The organism is Pseudoalteromonas sp. JB197 (assembly GCF_002332205.1).
Classification (GTDB): Bacteria; Pseudomonadota; Gammaproteobacteria; order Enterobacterales; family Alteromonadaceae; genus Pseudoalteromonas; species Pseudoalteromonas nigrifaciens.
The window spans coordinates 1,127,723-1,148,655 of the sequence record NZ_NRGZ01000001.1 but is presented as its reverse complement, the minus strand read 5'-3'; the positions used below and the strand labels follow the sequence as shown (position 1 = coordinate 1,148,655).

General features: G+C 41.7%; 17 protein-coding genes. 3 read left to right on the top strand and 14 right to left on the bottom strand.

The window, feature by feature from the left end; translation table 11 throughout:
* Positions 1-5: 5 nt before the first annotated feature.
* Positions 6-1,004, bottom strand: a complete 999-nt coding sequence (gene glk / locus CIK86_RS05485; protein ID WP_086995978.1) for a glucokinase — start codon at positions 1,002-1,004, stop codon at positions 6-8.
* 471 nt (positions 1,005-1,475) lie between these two features.
* Here glk and CIK86_RS05480 point away from each other — a divergent pair, with 471 nt between their 5' ends.
* Both CIK86_RS05480 and CIK86_RS05475 read left to right on the top strand, forming a co-directional pair.
* A complete protein-coding gene (locus CIK86_RS05480; protein WP_086995975.1) occupies positions 1,476-2,492 on the top strand; it encodes a LacI family DNA-binding transcriptional regulator in 1,017 nt (338 codons plus the stop codon).
* Between the two features lie 293 nt (positions 2,493-2,785).
* Positions 2,786-3,403, top strand: a complete 618-nt coding sequence (locus tag CIK86_RS05475; protein WP_041454410.1) for a trimeric intracellular cation channel family protein — start codon at positions 2,786-2,788, stop codon at positions 3,401-3,403.
* Between the two features lie 16 nt (positions 3,404-3,419).
* Here the strand turns inward: CIK86_RS05475 and CIK86_RS05470 are convergent, their stop codons facing one another.
* The 6 genes from CIK86_RS05470 to CIK86_RS05440 all read right to left on the bottom strand — a co-directional run bounded on the left by CIK86_RS05470 (position 3,420) and on the right by CIK86_RS05440 (position 7,823).
* Complete coding sequence (locus tag CIK86_RS05470; RefSeq protein ID WP_086995971.1) at positions 3,420-3,716, bottom strand: hypothetical protein; 297 nt, start codon at positions 3,714-3,716, stop codon at positions 3,420-3,422.
* Positions 3,717-4,199: 483 nt separating this feature from the next.
* Positions 4,200-4,517, bottom strand: coding sequence for a hypothetical protein (locus tag CIK86_RS05460; protein ID WP_086995966.1), 318 nt, complete (start codon positions 4,515-4,517; stop codon positions 4,200-4,202).
* A gap of 94 nt (positions 4,518-4,611) precedes the next feature.
* A complete protein-coding gene (locus CIK86_RS05455; protein ID WP_076921832.1) occupies positions 4,612-5,826 on the bottom strand; it encodes a serine hydrolase domain-containing protein in 1,215 nt (404 codons plus the stop codon).
* A 62-nt stretch (positions 5,827-5,888) separates the two neighbouring features.
* Positions 5,889-6,479, bottom strand: coding sequence for a hypothetical protein (locus CIK86_RS05450; protein ID WP_086995962.1), 591 nt, complete (start codon positions 6,477-6,479; stop codon positions 5,889-5,891).
* Between the two features lie 96 nt (positions 6,480-6,575).
* Positions 6,576-7,130: a hypothetical protein gene (locus tag CIK86_RS05445; RefSeq protein ID WP_086995959.1), complete on the bottom strand. Its 555-nt coding sequence runs from the start codon at positions 7,128-7,130 to the stop codon at positions 6,576-6,578.
* A 33-nt stretch (positions 7,131-7,163) separates the two neighbouring features.
* A complete protein-coding gene (locus CIK86_RS05440) occupies positions 7,164-7,823 on the bottom strand; it encodes a hypothetical protein (RefSeq protein ID WP_176359678.1) in 660 nt (219 codons plus the stop codon).
* A gap of 655 nt (positions 7,824-8,478) precedes the next feature.
* Between CIK86_RS05440 and ltrA the strand changes: the two genes are divergently transcribed.
* On the top strand, positions 8,479-9,834 hold the full coding sequence (gene ltrA / locus CIK86_RS05435) for a group II intron reverse transcriptase/maturase (protein ID WP_256620722.1): 1,356 nt from the start codon (positions 8,479-8,481) through the stop codon (positions 9,832-9,834).
* Positions 9,835-9,902: 68 nt separating this feature from the next.
* Here the strand turns inward: ltrA and CIK86_RS05430 are convergent, their stop codons facing one another.
* The 7 genes from CIK86_RS05430 to CIK86_RS05400 form a co-directional block, all read right to left on the bottom strand.
* Positions 9,903-10,205 (bottom strand): hypothetical protein, encoded by a 303-nt coding sequence (locus CIK86_RS05430; protein WP_217896477.1) that lies wholly within the window; start codon positions 10,203-10,205, stop codon positions 9,903-9,905.
* On the bottom strand, positions 10,192-12,336 hold the full coding sequence (locus CIK86_RS05425; protein ID WP_086995346.1) for a hypothetical protein: 2,145 nt from the start codon (positions 12,334-12,336) through the stop codon (positions 10,192-10,194). Before CIK86_RS05425 ends, CIK86_RS05430 begins: the two co-directional genes overlap by 14 nt.
* Positions 12,337-12,446: 110 nt before the next feature.
* Positions 12,447-12,923 carry a hypothetical protein gene (locus CIK86_RS05420; RefSeq protein ID WP_086995343.1) on the bottom strand — a complete coding sequence of 159 codons (477 nt, stop codon included), beginning with the start codon at positions 12,921-12,923 and terminating at the stop codon, positions 12,447-12,449.
* Positions 12,924-13,277: 354 nt separating this feature from the next.
* A complete protein-coding gene (locus CIK86_RS05415) occupies positions 13,278-14,993 on the bottom strand; it encodes an alpha-amylase family glycosyl hydrolase (protein WP_086995340.1) in 1,716 nt (571 codons plus the stop codon).
* Positions 14,994-15,065: 72 nt separating this feature from the next.
* Positions 15,066-17,471, bottom strand: a complete 2,406-nt coding sequence (locus CIK86_RS05410; RefSeq protein ID WP_086995338.1) for a glycoside hydrolase family 15 protein — start codon at positions 17,469-17,471, stop codon at positions 15,066-15,068.
* A gap of 14 nt (positions 17,472-17,485) precedes the next feature.
* Complete coding sequence (locus CIK86_RS05405) at positions 17,486-18,973, bottom strand: MFS transporter (RefSeq protein ID WP_086995334.1); 1,488 nt, start codon at positions 18,971-18,973, stop codon at positions 17,486-17,488.
* The gene (locus CIK86_RS05400; RefSeq protein WP_086995331.1) at positions 18,963-20,834 is read right to left on the bottom strand and encodes an alpha-amylase family protein; all 1,872 of its coding nucleotides are present in this window, start codon (positions 20,832-20,834) and stop codon (positions 18,963-18,965) included. Before CIK86_RS05400 ends, CIK86_RS05405 begins: the two co-directional genes overlap by 11 nt.
* Positions 20,835-20,933: the final 99 nt, after the last annotated feature.

The window sequence follows — 20,933 nt, the reverse complement described above, 5'->3', positions numbered from 1 at the left end:
CAGCATTATTCCTGCTTACTATTATGCAAACACGCCGCAGCGCCAATCAAAGGTATATTATCTTGGGTTACTAGCGTAACAGGAACTTGCCCGTTATATTGCGACATAATACCTTTTTGTGAAAAACGTTCAACAAAACGACTCTCTAACAAGCGCGATTGCATGCGTGGCAATATACCACCGCCAATAAATAAACCGCCCAACGCACCATAAGCTAATGCTAAATCGCCTGCGGCACTACCAAGCCAGTCACAAAACTGGTTTAGAGTTGCATCGCAAACCTCACACTCGCCGGTATTGGCTAAATTACTAATTTGCGCGGCATCTAAATGCTTAGCAGTAATACCTTTAACCGCCGCCATCGCTTTATATAAATGGGCAATACCCGGGCCTGAAAAAACAGTTTCTAAAGACACATGCGGATGTTCTTTGCGTAATTCTATAAGTAACTTTGCATCTAAATCGGTAACGGAAGCCAGCGATATATGCCCGCCTTCAGAGCTAAGCACCGCACTAGACTGCGCTGTTCTAACTAGGCAAGCTGCACCAAATCCTGTGCCTGGGCCCATAACTGCAATGTTTGAGTTTTCATCGGCTTGCCCTGCTTTAATAACCACATTTTGGTTACTATCTAAATAAGGGGCAGCGTAGGCAAATGCAGCAAAGTCGTTAATAATTTCAAGCTGCAAAAAAGAAAAAGCCTGTTTAAACTCACTAACGCTAAAATGCCAACCTAAATTAGTAAGGTGAACCTGCCCTGCTTTTATAGGGCCTGCCACTGCCAAACACGCGCGCACAGGTTTAATATGAGGCACAGTTGATAAATAATGGCGTGTTGCATTTTGTAACGAGCCAAAGTCGGCACTAGGAAAGGTATGATTATATTCTATAACAAATTCGTTTTTTGCTGCATCAAAGGCAGTAATTAGTGCAAACCGCGCATTGGTACCACCAATATCGGCAACTAAAATAGGATCAAATTGGGCAGAAGAGTGTAAGCTCATAGTGTTATCTCTTTTGTATAATACTAATCTTATTAAAAAAATGAACATTTTAACTAATTAAATAACTTACTCACTGCGTTAAAACAATTCATATAAAACAACTTATATAATTACTTTCGCCTTGTGATTAAACCATTTTTTGGCGCTATTTTTTTTGCGTTTTAATAGTCCACTCTTTAATGCGATTAGTATAAGCGATTCATGCTTATTATTTTACAACGGGTAACCCATTGTTCTTTTTATTACTTTAGGCTATCACCCCAAAGCAGCTATCACAGTAAAAAAATGCTGCCTATAAAAATATAGGCAGCCAATACGTTTTGACAACAAAATGATAAAACGCCCTCATTATGACACCGGTGTCATGGGTAGATCAACTAAAAAAAGTGCTTAATTGATAAATTAGCTTGAAATAAATCATTAATAAACGAGAATGGCTGCATTATTCTCTTTGTTATTTAAGTAGTGCTCATGAAAGGTAAAGCAACGTCATTTGATATAGCCCATTATGCTGGAGTGTCGCAATCAACTGTATCTCGTGCTTTACGTAACAGCCCCTTGGTAAACGAAGAGACCCGTAAGCGCGTTTTCGATATAGCTAAAAAACTCAACTATAAAGTAGACAAAAACGCCAGCAATTTACGCACCCAACAAAGTAGCACCTTAGCGCTATTATTGTTTGAAGATCCAACCTCTGATGAATCACAAATTAACCCGTTTTTTTTAGCCATGCTAGGCAGTATTACCCGCGCTTGTGCTAAAGAAGGTTACGATTTACTGGTGTCGTTTCAATCGGCCAGTGCCGATTGGCAAGCCGACTACGAAGATAGTCACCGCGCCGATGGTATTATTTTACTCGGTTATGGTGATTACTTAGATTATCAACCTAAATTTAACACCCTGCTTGAGCAAAACACCAAGTTTGTTTGTTGGGGTGCAACGGTCGACAATCGCCCCGATCTGACTGTGTGCTGCGACAATTATGGTGGCGGAAAACTAGCTGCAGCGCATTTAATTGCGCGCAACAGAACCGACTGCGCGTTTATAGGCGACGCATCGGATCATAGCCCTGAGTTTTTTGCCCGTTTTCAAGGTTTTAAAGATGAACTAAGCGCTAATAACGTAACCTTAAACGAACGTAAAACAGCAAATGCAATATCGACTGAAGAGTCGGGGTATCATGCCACTCGCTCACTAATAGCCAATAACATAAAATTTAATGCACTCTTTGCAGCCAGCGATTTAATAGCCATTGGTGCAATACGCGCACTCAAAGAAGCCGGTATTAGCGTACCAAAAGATGTTGCCATAATAGGTTTCGATAACATCGCCATTGCCAGCTATACCAACCCACCTTTAACCACAGTAGAGCAAAACACCACTATAGCCGGGCAAATGTTGGTAGAAAACCTATTAAAACTAATTCGAGGCGAAGCAGTACAAAGTACCCTACTCCCGCCAATATTAATTGCCCGAGGCTCAAGTTAACAGCCTGCATTACCTTGCTTTTAAATACCACCCAACAATATAAAGTGGCTCTAGGGCAATAACGGCTTAAAATTCAAAGTAACTTATTTTATTGTTTGCGGCCTATTGTCCTTCACCTTTTACAACCAACCCAAAGGTTTACCCCAATTTAACAGCCTATTTACGCATAAGTTTCGTATTAGTTTTTCTTATCTGAAGTAAGCGTTTTTAGCGTGATTTCTCACTCGTTATTTTGCTATTTTATCTATACAATCACGCCTTTATTATAAGTGTAAATTTCAAGTGACTATCTCATGCTATTAAGTATTGTTTTTATTATTGGTATTACAGCAGAAGCCATGACCGGAGCGCTAAGCGCTGGCCGAATGAAAATGGACTGGTTTGGCGTTAGCTTGGTAGCCAGTGCCACCGCCATAGGTGGTGGTAGCGTTCGAGATATTTTACTTGGTAACTACCCGCTTACGTGGGTGCAACATCCAGAATATTTATTAATTACCTGTATGGCCGGCATTATCACCACTTGGTTGGCTAAATGGGTAGTTAAGTTTAAAGGCATATTTATGCGCTTAGATGCCCTTGGCCTAGCTGCTTTTAGTATTATTGGCTGCCAAGTTGGGCTAAATATGGGTTTACACTATGGTATTTGCGTGGTTGCAGCCATAGTTACTGGCGTATTTGGTGGTTTGTTACGTGATTTAATATGTCGTCAAGCGCCATTGGTATTACACCACGAGCTGTATGCCAGCGTTTCACTTATTGTGGCGTGTTTATACCTAGCACTGCATCACTATAATATTGATGACAATATAAGCATTATTGTTAGCTTAGTTACAGGGTACTTAATACGTATGGCATCGGTACGCTTTAAATGGCGCTTACCTGTGTTTAGTTTATTAGAACCCGCTAAGTAACTAATATTGCATGTTGTTATATGAAAGCTAACTTAATAATGGCACCACTATAAAGTAAGGTGATTAGCAGCCCAATTGCTAAAGTAACTTTAGCTTTCATTGTTTGCTTTGGCTTTTGCGTAAATACAAAAACAGTTCTATACAGCGTACTAGGCACTATAAGCAACATGCTAAGTAACGCAGGAAGTACCCCCATAATAAAACCAAAACCGAATCCTGGATTTTCAACTTGGGAATATAAAGCTACAAACCCAAACCAAGCTATAGCAATTAAAAAGAAAACAGCTCCGAGTGAAATATAAAAAAGTGCCATTATTAAAAACCCCTTTTCACATAACGAGTCTGTAAATAAACTCGTTTTTTATTTTTTTTATTGATAAACAAACCATAGCCGAGTTCCTATTTTGGTTCAATTTATTACGTTATTTTATGCAGAATATAAAGTGAGAGCTAGGTATTGTTTTAATTGGTTGTTTTAATTGGTTGTTTAAATTGGCTTTTTTAAAGTACCCCCTCATTTTCATGAGGCTAGCTGTTGAGAGAACTGGCTTTTTATTAGTTATCCGTTTTGGGCTAAAGCGTATTATGAGCAACAAAAAGCCAAGGGCAAGCCACGTAATAACATTATTAAATCGCTGGCATTTAAATGGATAAGGATTGTATTTAGGTGTTGTAAAAAGAATACACCCTACTATGAATCGACGTATTTAGCAGCATTAAAACGCAGAGGCTCACCACTAGTAAAATTTGCAATTAATAGCTAAATTTTACTAGTCGTCCACCTCAGGGCGTGTTGTTAGGTATACTTTAACTGCACTATTTTTTTAAGGCGCCTTTTAATCAATCTTTGTTCACAATAAAGTCCAAAAAAACCGCCAACACCAAAAGAAACAATAACTAGCATCCAATATAAAGGACTGGTAAATGATTGAATACCAGAGATATAAAGATATAGGTTAAACGGGAGAATAAAGAGCAAACCTCCTAAGACTTTAATAAACTCTCTAAGAAGTTCAGTATCAGATTTCGCTTCATCAACATATGAGATAATAATTTCATTTGGGGTATCTTTCAGTTTAGGAAATACCTTTTGTAACCAATTTAAATAATTCAATTATGCACCCTTGTTTGCTTGTATACCTAACGCAGAGCTAACAGGCGGAGGCAAGCGAAGCTTGCAGAAGTCCTGTTGAGCGACATGTTAGCTATCACATGGACCACAGTCGACGACTCAATTTGTCCATCGCCCGATCAGAAGCCATGTCAACGCCCCGATTCATCACAATAATCACGGCATCTTTCTTAACTGGGTCGAAGTATAAAGAAGAGAAGACACCAATATCCGCTCCCTTATGACCAATTCTTCCTTGTAGATTGTCCCTCCAAAAGAACCTCTGTCGTTCATCAATGTCGTCGGTGAGCTGTTTAGCTAGCATTTCACCTTTAAGACTATCGGAGAATACCGTATCTCCGTCGTCGCTATCCAATAAAGCAAGGATGAGCGTATTTAAGTCGTTGATGCTTGTCCGGATGCCACCATCAGGATACTGCGGGTTACCGTAGTGAGGGTGTCTTTGAAAGGTCTTATAATCAATCGGTGGATTAAAAAGCTCTGAAATGATGCCGTTTTTTATGGGCGACTTCCAATTGGCACATATTGAAATGTATGGAATGCACTGCTCTACTTCGTATGGAACCGCGAGACCTCCCAAGCCCTCAAAGTCAGCCAATAACCATCCAGTATCGGCCATTCCTAATGGAAGAAATATATTCTCTCGACTGTATTCTGACAGACTTTGTCCAGATGTTGACTCAACAATCAGACCAGCGACCGCAGCGCCAAGGTTACTGTACTCTCGCGTAGTACCCGGTGGGTTCGGCAAATAGTAATCACTTCCAGAAGCAACCAGCAATTTTTCAACATGCTCTTTTAAAGAGATATTTGAATCAGCGTTGTGGGAGTATGTTTTCGGATCATAGAAATCAGCGATACCGGACGTATGAGTAGCTAATTGCCTTATCGATATGTGCGCTGAAGATGCGCTCGGATGATCAATTTTGAATGGCAGGTAAGTGTTGATGTCATCATCCAAATTAAGGTGCCCACGCTCGGCGAGCTGCAATATAGCTATCCCCATAATCGGTTTGCTAATTGATGCAATATTAAAGGGTGTGTCAATAGTGGCAGGCTTCTTTTTCTCGATATCCGCGAACCCGTAGGCACGAATTAACTCTGTATTCCCGTTTCGGATAACAGCAATCCCCATACCCGGTATTGCAGCCTCTTCCATAACATCTAATATAAATTCATCAATATCATTATGATGCTCAGATATGGCCTTTTGTTTCGGAATAACGAGCCAAGTAGCTAGGACCGCGACAATTGCAAATGAGACAAACATTACTATTTTTCTTATTTTCATACGTTTCCTTTCTGGATTCCGTCGAGTGCGATAATCGCTCCCCGAATGAGCTAACGCCGCAATCACGCGCCTGTCGCGTGAATTGCCTTGTTATATTTTTTGTATCTACGCCAGATTTCCCGACGCATTCCAGATTTCATACTTACCTTTACCTTTTTTCCGACACTGGTACACAGATATATCTCTGATGTGAAGATCCTGAAAAATGCTTTCAACTTACTCGCTGGAAAAATAAAATTTTCTGGCTCATCAAGTTTTTCGATAAAGTCAGCGCTAAAGAAAAGTCTCGCAGACTCACCATCAGTTAATCGCATTGGAAACTGTGAGCAAAATTTAGCAACACGATGATCCAGATATGGCTGTATAAATGTGCGCTGTTTCTTTAACAGAGGGACGTGTTTCCAGTGCCATTCAAAGTTAACTACCTGTACATCTCGCGCACCAACATTGACAAAATCTAGAACATACACGTAAGTATCAAGCTTGGTGGGGTCGTAGCTCGGAACTAAACCTCCACTGTAATTTGCATTGAGACGAATAAATTTATCTCGAATTGACAGCCAAAGCGCCAGCCCCGAAATGAAAATCGTCCCCAAAGCAGATAGCCAAGGAGCGAAGCTATTTATACACTGCCAAGTATTGCAAGTGTCCATTCATGCTCCTCAGTTTAGAAAAATATAACGCCACAATAAAAGGCGAGCGTTAGCGAGTCCCGCCCACGTTTTTTGTGGGCGACTTTCATTGCCTTGTTATACGCTGTACGTGCCATCTTTAATTTTTCTAGTATCGGACATCCACCACTCACACATATCCCAAAAATCTAATTTTGTGGCTTCATTGCCCATGCTCTTACGAATCTCTATGAGAAAATTACCTAACAGCTCCATCATATCTTTGAGAAAGTCCATTTCACCTGATGTTTGAGCCTCTTCCATGCTGTAGAGGTACTGCATTAAATTATTGTAAGCTTTCACAACAGAGTCATTTGCCATTAGGGCAAGTTTAAAACCGTGGCGTCTATACTCTAGAGTTAGCATGGTGCTAGTTGCGAAAGCGCTTTTATCTTTGCCTTTGTTTTTCTTATCAGATTGCCATGCGGTATCCGACATTAGCAAAATAATGAAAGGCTCTAGTATTTTGTTATAAATTTCAATTCGATCGTCACGGAGTTTATTTTCAAGGTCGATTTCTCTTTCGATACGATTTTTAGCTTTCCAGCCAATGGATGAAACTATTAAAACAATTACAGGAGTAGCTACACTTCCGATTGCGGTAACGAAATCCAACCAATGCTTTTCTTCCATGCTCAATTCTCAATTTATCGTATAACGCCGCATTCAGCGGATTGTCCGCTGCAATGCCTTGTTAACCCTTGGTTGTTCAATGCTTGCTACTGGATAGTGTACAATATCTTCTTCCCTAGCCACTAACTTGTAACGCTCGACGAAATGGGGAATTTCTCTATCCTGCGGCCAGTATGTCTCTTTAATTGAAATTGCAAAAAAACCAGCGTCTTCTTCACTTAATGAGCTACATATATTTCGCACTGATGTTCTTATCTTTGATAACTCTTTATTAAGATCAGACTTGGATATTTTTGGTTTTGATTCAAGACGATCTATTGCAAGCAGCACACGACGAATTTTATCGGGATCACAGTGCATTTTCTTCTTTTCAATTATGTCCGCCTCACTCATTCCATTTTTTACTATTTCACTAGTAACCAAATTCATCAATGATTTGGCATCTTTGATCATGTAATCAATACCAGAACGGAATGAACCATATTGACCAATGCCAATGTACAGAGCGCCAACAACTGCTAGAGTGACCTTGAGACTCCCTTCTTGAAGTCGCACATAGATCTTTGTATGTTGATCAAATATGAGGTTCGCGTACTTTGATGTTAATTCTTCAAGGTACTGCTCCGCCTCCTTAAGAGGCACCTCCTCAAAGTCTAAGTCAAAATGAAAATCCAATCCCGCGAGTAATGCCACAATCTCTCCTTGAGGGTTAACGCCGCCTTAAGCGGACAAAAGTAGTTGGCTGTAATTTTTTGTGAGGCACGAACAAAAGCCAACTGTTTTTGTTCCGTTTAAAGGCCTTGTGTACGCCCGACATGGGCATTGACTTATGAGGTGAAAGTCCTCTGTAGGAAGATCACCGTTTAAATAACACACTGTTATTAAACGATAACTACTAGCGAATGGCAAGGGCTAAATCGCGAGAGATAGTCTAGAGGAAGCCGCTAGCAAATCTGTGAGCTGATGAACAAAAACATCATATGAGGCGTAGGCTGGAGACGAGCTAGCACAAGATAGCGAAGTCATGTGATCTAACGGCCACCGTAAATGATGCAGTTGTGCAGAGAAAGTCGATGCACCTTATTCGGGGAGATCTGATAAACACGCATCCGCGCTAACGCTTGGAGATTACCAGTTAGGGACTGGTTGTTCAACCCTTGGCGCTTTGGTTGCTGCGACCTACAGCGAGCGAAATAGCAGTAAACAAGCGTTAGTTTCGACGCGCTTTATCGAGTAATCGCTAGAGTGATTTATCAGAAGTCAGCAGACGGCATAGTAGCCAAACGCCCATCGTAATGGAGGGGACACGGTGAAGGCCTGAACATCTTAACCAGAGGAGATACTACAAATGAACTTGAATTCACATAGATCACCGTGTTGTGATAGTGATGAACAGCGTTCGACTGTGAATAATACCTCGAATGAATACAACCAAACAGATCGTGACCTGATGGCAAGGGTACTGAGCAACCACAATATTGGTGCAGCATGGCAACATGTTAAGCGCAATAAAGGGGCTGCGGGTATTGATAATATGAGTATTGAGGAATTTAATCACTTCGCTAAGTTACATTGGCTGGGTATTAAACAACAATTACTTAGCGGCACTTATCAACCCTTGCCAGTCAAACGCGTGATGATACCCAAACCCGATGGCGGTGAGCGAATGCTTGGGATCCCTTCTGTTATCGACAGAGTGATCCAACAAGCTATTGCTCAAGTGATTAGCCCTTACTTTGAGCCTCTATTTTCACCACATAGTTATGGTTATCGCCCTCATAAAAGAGCCAGCCAAGCAGTAAATCATGTTCAATCTTGTGTTAAACAAGGTTATAAAACAGCAGTTGATATTGACTTGTCTAAGTTCTTTGATGAAGTAAACCATGACATGCTGATGAATCGTGTTGGTCGTAAAGTCAAAGACAAAGCACTCATGCGCCTACTTGGTAAATACCTCCGAGCGGGGATCGCAGAGCGCGAAACGGGTCTGTGGTTTGAGTCAACCAAAGGAGTCCCTCAAGGTGGGCCATTATCCCCTTTACTTTCCAATATTTTACTCGATGAATTAGATAAGAAGCTAACCTACAAACACCTTAAGTTTGCACGTTACGCTGATGACATAATCATTTTAGTAAAAACGAAAAGCGAAGGACTCATAATCCAACGGGAAATTACTGCGTTTATCACTCAGCGATTAAAACTCAAAGTGAATGAATCGAAAAGTCGAGTCGGTCCCGTATCAGGCTCGAAATTTCTCGGGTTTACCTTCCGTTACGCTCAAGTGCAGATCCACGAACAGGCGCTAAAGAAATTTAAAGCAAATGTAAGAGAACTCACTAACCGCAACTGGGGGATCTCAATGACCCTACAAATTCATAAACTCACGCAGTATTTACGCGGCTGGGGACACTACTACCTAATAGCCAACGCTTATCAACTAACAGTGGATTTAGATCATTGGATCCGTCGTAGGATAAGAATGTGCTACTGGCGGCAATGGCGTAAACCTCGCACCAAAGTACGCAGTTTAATGAAATTGGGTGTTAGCGAGCGACTCGCCATAGCCTGTGGTATCACCAGTAAAGGCCCTTGTAGAAGCTCAAAAACAAAAGGAATTAACATTGCGCTAGGTAATGACTATTTAGCATCACAAGGTTTAGTGTCATTGAAAGATATTTGGATCAATATTCATTACGGGAGATGAACCGCCCATTGCGGACCCGCATGATGGGTGGTGTGGGGGCTGGAGGTTAGAGACCTCCGGCTACCCGATTAGCTTTCTTGTGCACCAACGTCTACAAAGCCGTACTGTTCCATCTCTTGATGCACATCGAATAATTCACCATTTAATTGCTCAAGGTATTCTTTTGCTACATGATAAAAAAGGTCTTTATCTGCATCTTTTAAGCTGATTGAAAACACACCCTTTTTTAAGCGTTCTATTAAACAGTTAAATGCAGACTTTACCGCATTAGGATCATCATTTGATATGGGGATAGTTATTTTTGGTTCTTCTAAAATATCAATGAAGTACTCACCTTCGATCGTAACCAACTCTGCTTCAATTATTTCCATATATCTTTCCTCTCTCGCCAAAAGCATTCTGCCCACCTTCAAGGGTTTTCATACTAATTTGTTTCCAATCTAAAGTTTTTTCTGTATTTTCCAAACATATCAATCTATTTGAAAATGGATTTCCAGTATAAGTACCATAGCCATCTTTATCATGGCATCTATAAATAGAGTTATAAGGCAATGTCCTCACTGCGACATTAGCATCATGAGTGGATATAAAGACCATTTTCCCTTGTATTGCTTTGTCATTTATAAGTGGGATAATGACATCATTAATATATTCATTACCTAAACTTCTTTCTGGTTCATCTAGTAGGTAAATTTCTTTATCCTCTGCTAATTCACTATGTAGATTGAGCATTGAACATTCACCGTTTGAAGGAGAATAATCCTCACCAGATAAAGTGAATCGTCTCCAGAAAAGTAACAAATCAGAAAGGCTTGATATTTTATCAATATCGACAATTGCATTTAACTCAGTGACTGAATCAAATAAATCATCTGATGTAGCCTTATCTTTTATTGCTTTCATGATTCGAACAAATTCTTTTTGGTCTAGTTTGCGCATACTTTTCATTGATAAGTATTTAGATTCATGAATTTCACCATTCTGGAACTGAAAGCTAGTTGCACATTTTAGCAGGCCTTTATCAGGGCCAAGAACCCCAACATTTTCTACCTTGTCCTGAATGTTTTTATTGATATTTTCAATGACTTTTTTTGCATCCCGACCGATGTTTAATCTATTTGTCGCGAATGTTTTAAAACCTGTATCACTTGGCTTACTTCTTTCTCCAGTTTTACGGGTAACTTCGTTACGAAAACATTGCGATGCGCTATCAGTTAATTTTGCACTCTTCCATTCAGCGAAAAGATCCCAAGAGCCATTTTTTAGTTTTAATGAAAGTGAATTTAGATTAGATATTAGGCTAGTGCGCTCTTCCTCTGTCGTAACTTCATCTACAGGTGAATTAGTTTTAAGAAAATTAACCATTTCCTGCACTTTACTATGTGCGTCTTTGTATTCATTAAACTTGCTATCAGAGTTTTCTGAAAGAAGTGTAGGAAGATCTTTAATCTTCATTTTTTTAGCGTTTTTGTTTTTGTTTTCTGAATTGAAGAATTCACGGTATTTATAAAGGCTTGTAATGTCTGACTCTTTAGCCTTTCTAATGCGACCAATTTCTTCGTGGCAACAATCTACACCTTGTAAATCTATAGATTCCTCAATGTTTTTTCCTTTAATATCAAATCTATCTGCTAACCTATCTGGTGCAGACTCAAATACAGAAGCCTTTATCCCACGATAAGAATAATGCTTGGCGATAGCTTCAAGAATTTTAGTTTTACCAGTCCCTTTAGGACCAAAGATAATATTAATATCATTAAACGCTCGAATTTTAACTTTTGTCTCATCTTCGAAAGGTTGCAGCGTTAAAATTTCAGAATGCTTACGATCTATAGCTGTATCTATAGCGGGCACATCCTTTTCAAGCAATAGGCAAAAATGTTCAAAGCTATCTACAGATAATCTCAATTCAGGTAGTTCCTCTACATTTTCTGTATATTTATCCCAATCTTGTACATCAGAGCCATACATTGATTTATGCCCATGGGCAATAAATATTCCAGCAGAGATGGAGTTTGTTGCTTCTTTAATCACTCGATTAGGGTTTATTCCCATATTCAATAACTTAAGAATACTAGCTTCACTCATATCAGGCTTCTTACCTAAATAATGAGCTACATATAATGGACCAAGCTTTTCAAAAGATTCAACAGTACCTTCTAATGAAATGGTAAACTCGTCTGCGGTTTTACCCTCAGTCATTTGGTTAATTATTTGATTAAATTCATCCCGTTTGTCAGGAGATACAATAACTATCAAGTGGGATCTTTTTCCGCCATCGATTACATCTAACTCTACACCAGGCCAAATTTGAACAGCACCATCTAAACAAACTTCCATTTGATTGAATTGTTGTAAATCGAAAACATTATGGTTTGTTATAGCTAAGATTTTTACGTCAGTTGACAATACTATTTTAGAGAACTTTTCAGGTGTGACTTCTCTAGTAGGAGCATCTCCTTGCTTAGTTTTTCTAGTATGGACATGTATATCTATCTTCATGACATCCCTTATCTATGATTGAAAGCTAACGCCTCAATAACCGGCGGCTGGAACGAAGCGCAGCGCAGTGTAAGCCGTCCGGCGCCGAAGGCGCGTAGTTTATTGATTTGTTAGCGGCGACCGTGAGTAAGGCTAAACTTGGGGCGCTCTTTCTTCCGGTTGAATTCAGGGAGTTCCCCGAGCTCCTCCACGCACTGAGCCATAACCTCATACTCTGCATTGCAAATTTTCCCCATGGCACGAAGATCCATTGGTGTCTCTGCTGCGGGCGTGCACTCCACATGCCAAAGTGCAACATAGAGCTTACTGACAAGTGACGCATAATCTTGATGCTTGTACAGAACTCGATCTGCACCACCATGCTGGCAATGTCTTTGAGCAATAGTGTTGTCGAACTGGCTAAGTCGGCCCCGAAGGCCAGCCACAGCATTGGTCATTCCAACGTAGATTACGTCGTCGTTGATTGAAAAAGGCTGACCAGCAACATTCGCTTCTGAAATCAAAACGACGTAGATTCCCGGAAAAGCTATGCCGGGATAGTCATTCCTAGATTTCCAGTGATACCAAGAGCTAAATCTTAGTTCCATAACTTCCTTAGCAGCTAACAGCTTATTGAACACCACTATGGGGGTTTATAACACCCCAAAACGGCGTATATTACATAGCTCAATAGTTGCACCAAATAACTCCAATGTAAACAAATGATTACGTGTATTATAAAATTGTCTTTGTTAAAATATCCCAAAACGACTTTTAATAATGTTATAGGGCAAAATGCAAGTAAGTGCTTATATGCACAGCTTTACTTTAATGTGATCTGATGTGTGACTTTGTGAAACTTCTCTTTTTAATTGTGTATTACAACAAAGAGCGAACGGGGGGGCTGTGCGTAGTAACAAATAGGGGCTAACGCATGTTAACCCCTATAATAAGTATGCTATTTACAGTGTGTTATTTAGTAACAATAAACCGTAAGCGGCAAGTTGTTCGCCATTGAGATCGTGCTGCCAACTGGCTGTTAAACCGTCGCGTGTAATACTGCTGATGCTTTGAGCTTTGTCCGTTAGGTTAAGTACAAAAACACTTTTGCTGCCGCTTAACTCTCGCGTTATTTCTACTATGCCATTGTCGTGCTGCGTTAGCTGGTAACTGCCGTTAATAGTAAATTCTGGGCGCTGCTTTTTCATTGCGATTAAGTGCTGATATAAACGCCAAACTGAGTTTGGTTGTGCTTGCTGCGCTGCAACGCTGCGATCGCCTGCTGCTAGTTGCTTAGCAAGAAACTCTGGCCACCAGTTTGCAAAATCATCACCAAATAATGCCGTTTCTTCAACCCAACTATTGTCACTTTGCGTAAAGCCCGCTTGATGACTATTGTCCCACTGCATAGGCGCGCGTTTATAAACGTCGTGACCTGTGCCACCTTGTGTTAAGCCAATTTCTTCACCGTAGTAAATATAAGGGGTGCCCGGTGAGCTAAATAACATGGCGGCGGCAAGCTTTGCCTTGTCGTCATGCTCTGTTAGCTGATAAGCCACTCGCTCTTGGTCGTGATTGGTTAAAAACGGCGCAAAAAAGTCAAGTGGTGCGCTCGAGTCAATACGCTGTTGTAAGTTTTGTTTTAACACATTGGCATCAACCGTATTTTTTTGCTGGTTAGACTGCATAGTGCCAAATTGCGCTTCGCCACTGGCGTCAGGCTTTAATAAGCCAAGGATTTTATAGCCCACTTCAAAGTCAAAACCTTGATCGAGCCCTTTGCCATCGCCGTAATATTTTGCTGCAACAGGAATATCGGCCCATGCTTCACCGACTAAGTACGCGTCTGGATCAACACTTTTTACATACTGATTAAAGTGCTGCCAGTAAGCAATGGTTTCATCGGTGTCGGCTTGCGCATTGCCGCCGCTTTCCATGGCAAAGCGTACTGCGTCTAATCTAAAGCCTGCTACGCCTTTATCGAGCCAAAACTTGGCCATTTTTTCCATTTCGGCAATCACGTCGGGATGGCGTAAATTTAAATCAGGTTGGCTGGCACCAAATGCACCATAGTAATATTGCTGACGGGTTTCACTCCAATGCCATACCGCATCTGGCTTGTCGTTATCGCTCCATGCGTGGCCCCAGCCACTGCCCACTTTTGGCAAGTCGTCACGCCACACAAAGTAGTCACTGTAAGGGCGCTCGCCGTTTGCAGAGCGTTTAAACCATGGGTGCTCACTTGAAATATGGTTAATCACTAAATCAAGTATCACCTTCATACCTTTGTCGTCAGCGGCTTGTATAAAGGCTTCAAATTCTGCCATGCTACCGTAGTCGCTTTCTACTTGGTAAAACTCAGTAAAGTCGTAACCATGGTAAGATGGCGCTTCAAACATGGGGGTCAACCACAATGCATTTACACCTAACTCTTGTAAATACGGCAATTTTTTGGTCATGCCGTTAAAATCGCCATGGCCATCACCGTCGCTGTCATAAAAGCTGCGTGGCCAAATTTGATAAAATATCGCACTTTGCCACCATGGCGCGGCGTGTTGTTCGGCACTGATTTGCGCCGTAGCGGCTGTATTAGTATTTTGTGTGTTAGTTGTAGGTGCGCTCTGGCAGCCCGTTAACATTAAAGCGAGGGCCAACGCACTCAAGGTAAAGGTTTTCATTGCATCTCCGTTATTATTTTAATAAATGCACCTAGCCGTATGTGACTACGGCTAGTCATTTGCTAGAAAAGGTTATTGCAGTGCGTGTTCAACCACGGGGTAATGATCCCACACTTGCTTGTCGTGTAATGAACGAAGTAGTTTGATGTATTCAGCATGGGTCCACGCCAGTGGTGTGGCTGAGTTGGTGCCCTCGCCAAGCTTATATCCTGCTTTGTTAACCCCTACGCCATCCCATACTTGCTCTGGTAGCATAAACCCTTGGTTAGCAAATGTTTCCATACCTTTTACATAGGTGTTTTTGATGGCGTTTTGCTTAGTGGCATCGAAGCTATTTGTGGCATTAGCGGCGGCAATTTCATAATGACCTCGCTCGCCGGTAAAAAACGGCCATACTCGCCCACGTTGCCCTGGGGTTTTTATGCCGCCTTCAGCGTAGTTTCCGCCCGTTACTTCGTCTTCACCGTAACCGTCGTTACCATAGCGGCGATAGCCTGAGAAAGTGCCTGAGCCGTCGGCAAACTCAAATGTGTAATGCACTTGCAAGTTATCTTCTAAGCTTTGATCATCATACTCAGGTAAGGTTTTAACAATGCTAGGGGCAAGTGCATCGCGTACGCCATAACGTACTAGCTCTAAAAAGCCGCCGTCGAGAATTTGCTTTTTATTAAACCCTTCACGGCCATTATTGGCACTAATTTTAGTGTTTGAATTGGCGTCTTTATCTTGGCCAATACGAATGAAATATTCGCCGTCGCTTGCTGTTGAGTCAAGGTTGCCTTGGGTTGTAAACATGGTGTTTTCAATGTCGGCATTATAGCTTTTTGCGGTTGCAAGGTAGCGCTTAACATTGGCCTCATCACCCGCTAGTTTGGCAATGTCGGCGGCGGTAATTAAACCCGCTATAACCGCTGCGGTGGTTGACGGTGAATACCCCTCTTGCTCTTCCCAGCGCTCTTGTTGTGTGGCCGGTGGCGTTATTTGTGTGTCGTTCCACAAAATTTTAGCGCGGCCGCCATCCACTAAAAAATCAGCTGCGGGTTTTAACATACGCCCATACCAATCTATGAGCTCGCCATCAGTTAATACTCCTGCTTGGTGAAGCTTCCACGCTAGCATAATCGGCATCGCGGTTTGATCAAGCTGCACGCCTACCCACTCAAGTTCGCCATCAACATGCGTTTTTTGTAAAAACCAGCCTGTATCACCTTGGTTACCTGGGGTATTTGGGTTGACTTGCACTTTATCTAAATATTCGAATGCGGTTTTTGCAGTGTGGGTATCGCCCATGGCCATAAATGCCATCGCCACTTGGTAAAAGTCACGTACCCATACGGCTTTATAACCGGTAGAGCCTGTTTTAGCCGACACCGTTTCGCCCCATGGGTTTGAAAGCGACGCGATTAACGCACCGGCATGAGTTTTGTCTTCTTGCGCTTTTAGCACCATGGCACTGGTGTATAACAACTTGCCATTGTCGGTAGTATCATCAACAAGGCTTGCAAGAGGTGCCAAACTGCTAAGGTAATCTTGCCAACCAATGGCATCGCCTTTACCATTGTAGTTATCAAGTACCGTTTGATAACCACGGGCTAAACTTGCTTGGCCTTCTTTAAAGCTGGCTTGCTCGCTTTTGCCAAAGCTAAGGGTTAAATCAAACTGACTATTTTTGCCAATTTCACCCAGCTCTGCCAATAAACTAACATTACCTGATTGATCACCGGTATTTTTATAAACACTGCTAAGCTGCTGGGTTGTTTTAAGGTCGCTTAAACCATCACTCACACCTGTAAAACCAACACTAGTTTGTTTAAAAGGTTGTGCGCTTTGTAACGATAAATAATTATCATCTTGCCAAGCAACAAGGCCTTGCTCTGTTACTTTTGCAAAATCATCTAGGCCATTATTGTCAATGTATGGGTTAACATTAACAAAGGCTTTTACGCCTTCAAGCTCGGTATTAAAAATACTGCGTACAAATAACGTTTGCCCATCTGGATCGGTGAATATGTGTTTTTCGAGGCTAAAGCGCCCTTGCTTATCTTTGCTTGTTACTTTGTAAGCAAGCGATAATGGCCGCCCTGCTTGGTCTTTGTATAAGTAATCAATGCTTACGTCTAAATCATCCGCTTCTGTGACTGTAAAGTCTTTACCCACCACTATAAATTGCATGTCTTTAATTTGTGCTTGGTGAATTAAACCAAACATGGTTTCAGTGATCATGCCTTTGGCAATTGAAAACCATACTTTTGACACTGTTCCAGTTGTGGCGCTATCACTGTATTGGCCATCTTGGTATTGCTCAAACGATGTACCAATACCGGTTTTGCCTGCGTATGCCCAAAATGAGGCTTCGCCTGGTGCGCCTGGCGCACTCACTGATTTTTGTGCTACTGCACTGGTTTGCGTATTTTGCACGCCACAACCTACAAGGCCTGCGGCCAATATTGTCGCGGTAATTAGGTTATATTTTTTCATTTTAGCCCCTTAAATTAAGACTGTTTAACACGCAGTACGGCAACCGCTGCAAGTACAAAAGACACAGCACCTAGCATCAATGCGTAAATAGGTTGATTTTGGAAAAAGTGACGGAGTATCAGGCCAAGGACACTGGCGGCTAATAATTGTGGGATCACAATAAAAAAGTTAAATATTCCCATATACACACCCATTTTATGACTCGGTACAGAGGTACTTAACATGGCGTAAGGCAACGACAAAATAGACGCCCACGCAAAACCAATACCTATCATTGGCCAAATAAGTAAGCTCGGATCTTGTATAAACATAAAGCTCGCCAAACCTAACGCACCTAAAATAAGGTTAAGTGCATGTGCTAGTTTTAAACCAACACGCTTAACGATGATCGGGATACATAAAGCCGCCAATGCAGCAAAACCGTTGTAAGCCGCAAATAAAATACCCACCCAGTCTGCACCATTGTTATACGCCGCTGAACTTGTGTCGCTGCTACCATAATGAAAACTTGTTACCGCTGAGGTGGTATAAATCCACATGGCAAATAAGGCAAACCAGCTAAAAAACTGTACCCAAGCAAGTTGTTTCATCGCCTCTGGCATGGTGAATACATCGTTAACGACTTGATAAAAGCCACCGCTGGTGTGGTTTTTTGCCTGTAGTGCGGCTGCAATAAATTGAATAACGCCAAAACTCACTAAGCCAGCTGCTAAAAGGTACAGCTCTTTTTCTAGGTTTAATCCCGTGACTAAACCAAGTACGGCAAGCCCTAACACGGTAAATACACTGCCGCCTTTACTAAAGTTAATTTGTGCACAAACCGCCTGTTCAACTTCAGCTTGCTCTTGTTGATTAAATGCGGCCAATTCTTCAGGTGAATATTCTTTGGTGGTTATAATTGTCCAGCCCACTGCGACCAGCAATACAACTGCACCAAAGTAAAATGAGTACTTTACTGAATCAGGAATTTGCCCTGCAGCGGCGGTGTTGGCAATATCAAACCAGTTTGTCATCATCCAAGGGAGTGCTGATGCAACCACCGCTCCCACACCAATAAAAAAGCTTTGCATTGCATAGCCCGTAGCACGCTGTTTGTTTGGTAGGTTATCGCCTACAAGGGCGCGAAATGGTTCCATGGTGACGTTAATCGATGCATCCATGATCCATAACATGCCCGCTGCAATCCAAAGTGTTGGTGAGTTTGGCATAACAAATAACGATAATGTGGTTAAAATAGCACCGTATAAAAAAAACGGACGACGGCGGCCTAATTTGCCCCAGGTTTTATCGCTCCAGTAACCAATAATTGGCTGTACAATTAAACCGGTAAGTGGTGCTGCCACCCACAAAATAGGAATGTCATCTACATTCGCCCCAAGGGTTTGAAAAATCCGGCTTACGTTAGCGTTTTGCAGTGCAAAGCCAAATTGAATGCCTAAAAAGCCAAAGCACATGTTCCATATTTGCCAAAAGCTTAAGGTTGGTTTGTTATTATAATTCATGGTCAGCCTTATTTGTTAAAACGGCACTACTGAGTGCATCAAGGGTCAGCGTAAAGGTTGTATTTTGTTTCTCATCGCTCACCAAAATACCGTTATGCGACTCTAATAGATCGTAAAGCGTTGAGTTTGGTTTGAGCATTGTTGCTTGATTGGGCGTGAGCGTAATAGTGACTGTTTGCGCTTGCTGACTAAAGTTACTCAGCACCCATAATGATTGCTGTCCTAAGGTACGCACAAAACCAACCACGCTGTCACTCCCCGTGATCATCAGCTGCGCCATATCGCCGGCAACAATCGCTGGTAAATCGTTAAGTGCCATAATTGAAATATAATATTGGCGTAATTGCGCTTGTTCAGCTGTTAACTGACCACCATCAAATTTACCGTTGTTCATCCACGCTTGGTGAGCAGGAACACCAATATAGTCAAAAATACTGGTGCGAGTTGGGCTAGCAAACCCCGCGTTTTCTGAGCCATCTTCACCGACATCTTGACCAAAATAAAGCAAGCTTGGCGAGCGACTGATTAGGTGAGAGACCACCATTGCAGGCTTGCCCAATGCGGCATCGCCGGCAAAATCAGGACTTGCGATACGTTGTTCGTCATGGTTTTCTAAAAAGTGCAGCATGTGCTGTTCTATATCGGCAACTTGCTGTTGTGCATCAAAAATAGTGCTCGCAGCTTGCTTATTTTGCATAATAGCTTTTAGCGTGTCGTAAAAACCCACCTTGTCGTATAAGTAATCCATTTTGCCCTGATGAATATAACCTCGGTACATTTTTGGGTTATATACTTCGGCAAGTAAAAAGGCATTAGGGTTTTGCATTTTGATTGCCGAATTTAAAAAGCTCCAAAATTCAACTGGCACCATTTCGGCCATGTCATAGCGAAAGCCATCTACGCCTTTATCTAACCAAAATAGTGCAATATCGCGAAATTTATACCAGCTGTTAGGTAGGTTTTTGTCTTGCCAAAATTCATAGTGCGCTCGGGCATCTTTAGTTGCAAAGCTTGCAGGTAGGGTTGGAAAGTCATAACTGCCATCGGGTTTAACCCCGTAGTTTACTTTTACAGTTTCGTACCAGTCGTTTATATCGGGCTTGGCTGCACGCGCGCCGTTTCCTGTCCATTTAGCAGGGCTTTCGTTAAACAAGCCATCGGCTAATGGGTGTGCATCTCCTCCTAAAACTTGGTATTGATCAGAGCTAGGTACTTGAAACGACTGCCCTGGCACATAATAAAAGTTATTATCACGCGCATATTCTTTGCTGGTATCGTCTTGCTCGCCAAAGTCTTTTACACCAGCAGGCCTAGCAATTGAATGATAGTTACGCGCCACATGGTTTGGCACAATATCAATAACCACTTTCATACCATGTTGATGAGTGCGCTCAATAAGTGCAGAAAACTCCACTAAGCGACGCTCTGGGTTTACTGCAAGATCTGGGTTTACATCGTAGTAATCTTTTATTGCATAAGGCGAACCCGCACGGCCTTTAACTACATCAGGGTCGTCTTGTTTTATCCCGTATTGGCTATAATCGCCCACCAGCGCATGATGCAACACGCCGGTATACCAAACATGGGTGGTGCCTAAATCTTTAATGCCTTGCAATGCGGCGTCATTAAAGTCGGCAAATTTACCAATCCCATTTTGCTCCTTAGTGCCCCAAGGTACATTCACCGTTTGGGTGTTACCAAACAAACGAGTGAATACTTGGTATACAACTGGTTTGCTGATCTCATCTGCAGATTTAGTTAATTGCTCATTAACCTGATTAGCTTGTGTTTCGCTATCTGAGCAGCCTGTTAGGTAAATGCTGCTGGCTAAAAACAAAGGGCTATATTTAATTATCTTCATTATTGTCATAGTCTACTCTACTACTTTGTCGTTTTTGTTATGAATTTAATACTAGTGTGAAGCGCGACTGACTGACAGTCGCTGCATACGTATTCAGTT

Bases quoted from the DNA above. Each gene is read 5' to 3' on its own strand.
- glk (WP_086995978.1), bottom strand. From the start codon at position 1,004: ATGAGCTTACACTCTTCTGCCCAATTTGATCCTATTTTAGTTGCCGAT.
- CIK86_RS05480 (WP_086995975.1), top strand. From the start codon at position 1,476: ATGAAAGGTAAAGCAACGTCATTTGATATAGCCCATTATGCTGGAGTG.
- CIK86_RS05475 (WP_041454410.1), top strand. From the start codon at position 2,786: ATGCTATTAAGTATTGTTTTTATTATTGGTATTACAGCAGAAGCCATG.
- CIK86_RS05470 (WP_086995971.1), bottom strand. From the start codon at position 3,716: ATGGCACTTTTTTATATTTCACTCGGAGCTGTTTTCTTTTTAATTGCT.
- CIK86_RS05455 (WP_076921832.1), bottom strand. From the start codon at position 5,826: ATGAAAATAAGAAAAATAGTAATGTTTGTCTCATTTGCAATTGTCGCG.
- CIK86_RS05450 (WP_086995962.1), bottom strand. From the start codon at position 6,479: ATGGACACTTGCAATACTTGGCAGTGTATAAATAGCTTCGCTCCTTGG.
- CIK86_RS05445 (WP_086995959.1), bottom strand. From the start codon at position 7,130: ATGGAAGAAAAGCATTGGTTGGATTTCGTTACCGCAATCGGAAGTGTA.
- ltrA (WP_256620722.1), top strand. From the start codon at position 8,479: ATGAACTTGAATTCACATAGATCACCGTGTTGTGATAGTGATGAACAG.
- CIK86_RS05430 (WP_217896477.1), bottom strand. From the start codon at position 10,205: ATGGAAATAATTGAAGCAGAGTTGGTTACGATCGAAGGTGAGTACTTC.
- CIK86_RS05425 (WP_086995346.1), bottom strand. From the start codon at position 12,336: ATGAAGATAGATATACATGTCCATACTAGAAAAACTAAGCAAGGAGAT.
- CIK86_RS05420 (WP_086995343.1), bottom strand. From the start codon at position 12,923: ATGGAACTAAGATTTAGCTCTTGGTATCACTGGAAATCTAGGAATGAC.
- CIK86_RS05415 (WP_086995340.1), bottom strand. From the start codon at position 14,993: ATGAAAACCTTTACCTTGAGTGCGTTGGCCCTCGCTTTAATGTTAACG.
- CIK86_RS05410 (WP_086995338.1), bottom strand. From the start codon at position 17,471: ATGAAAAAATATAACCTAATTACCGCGACAATATTGGCCGCAGGCCTT.
- CIK86_RS05405 (WP_086995334.1), bottom strand. From the start codon at position 18,973: ATGAATTATAATAACAAACCAACCTTAAGCTTTTGGCAAATATGGAAC.
- CIK86_RS05400 (WP_086995331.1), bottom strand. From the start codon at position 20,834: ATGAAGATAATTAAATATAGCCCTTTGTTTTTAGCCAGCAGCATTTAC.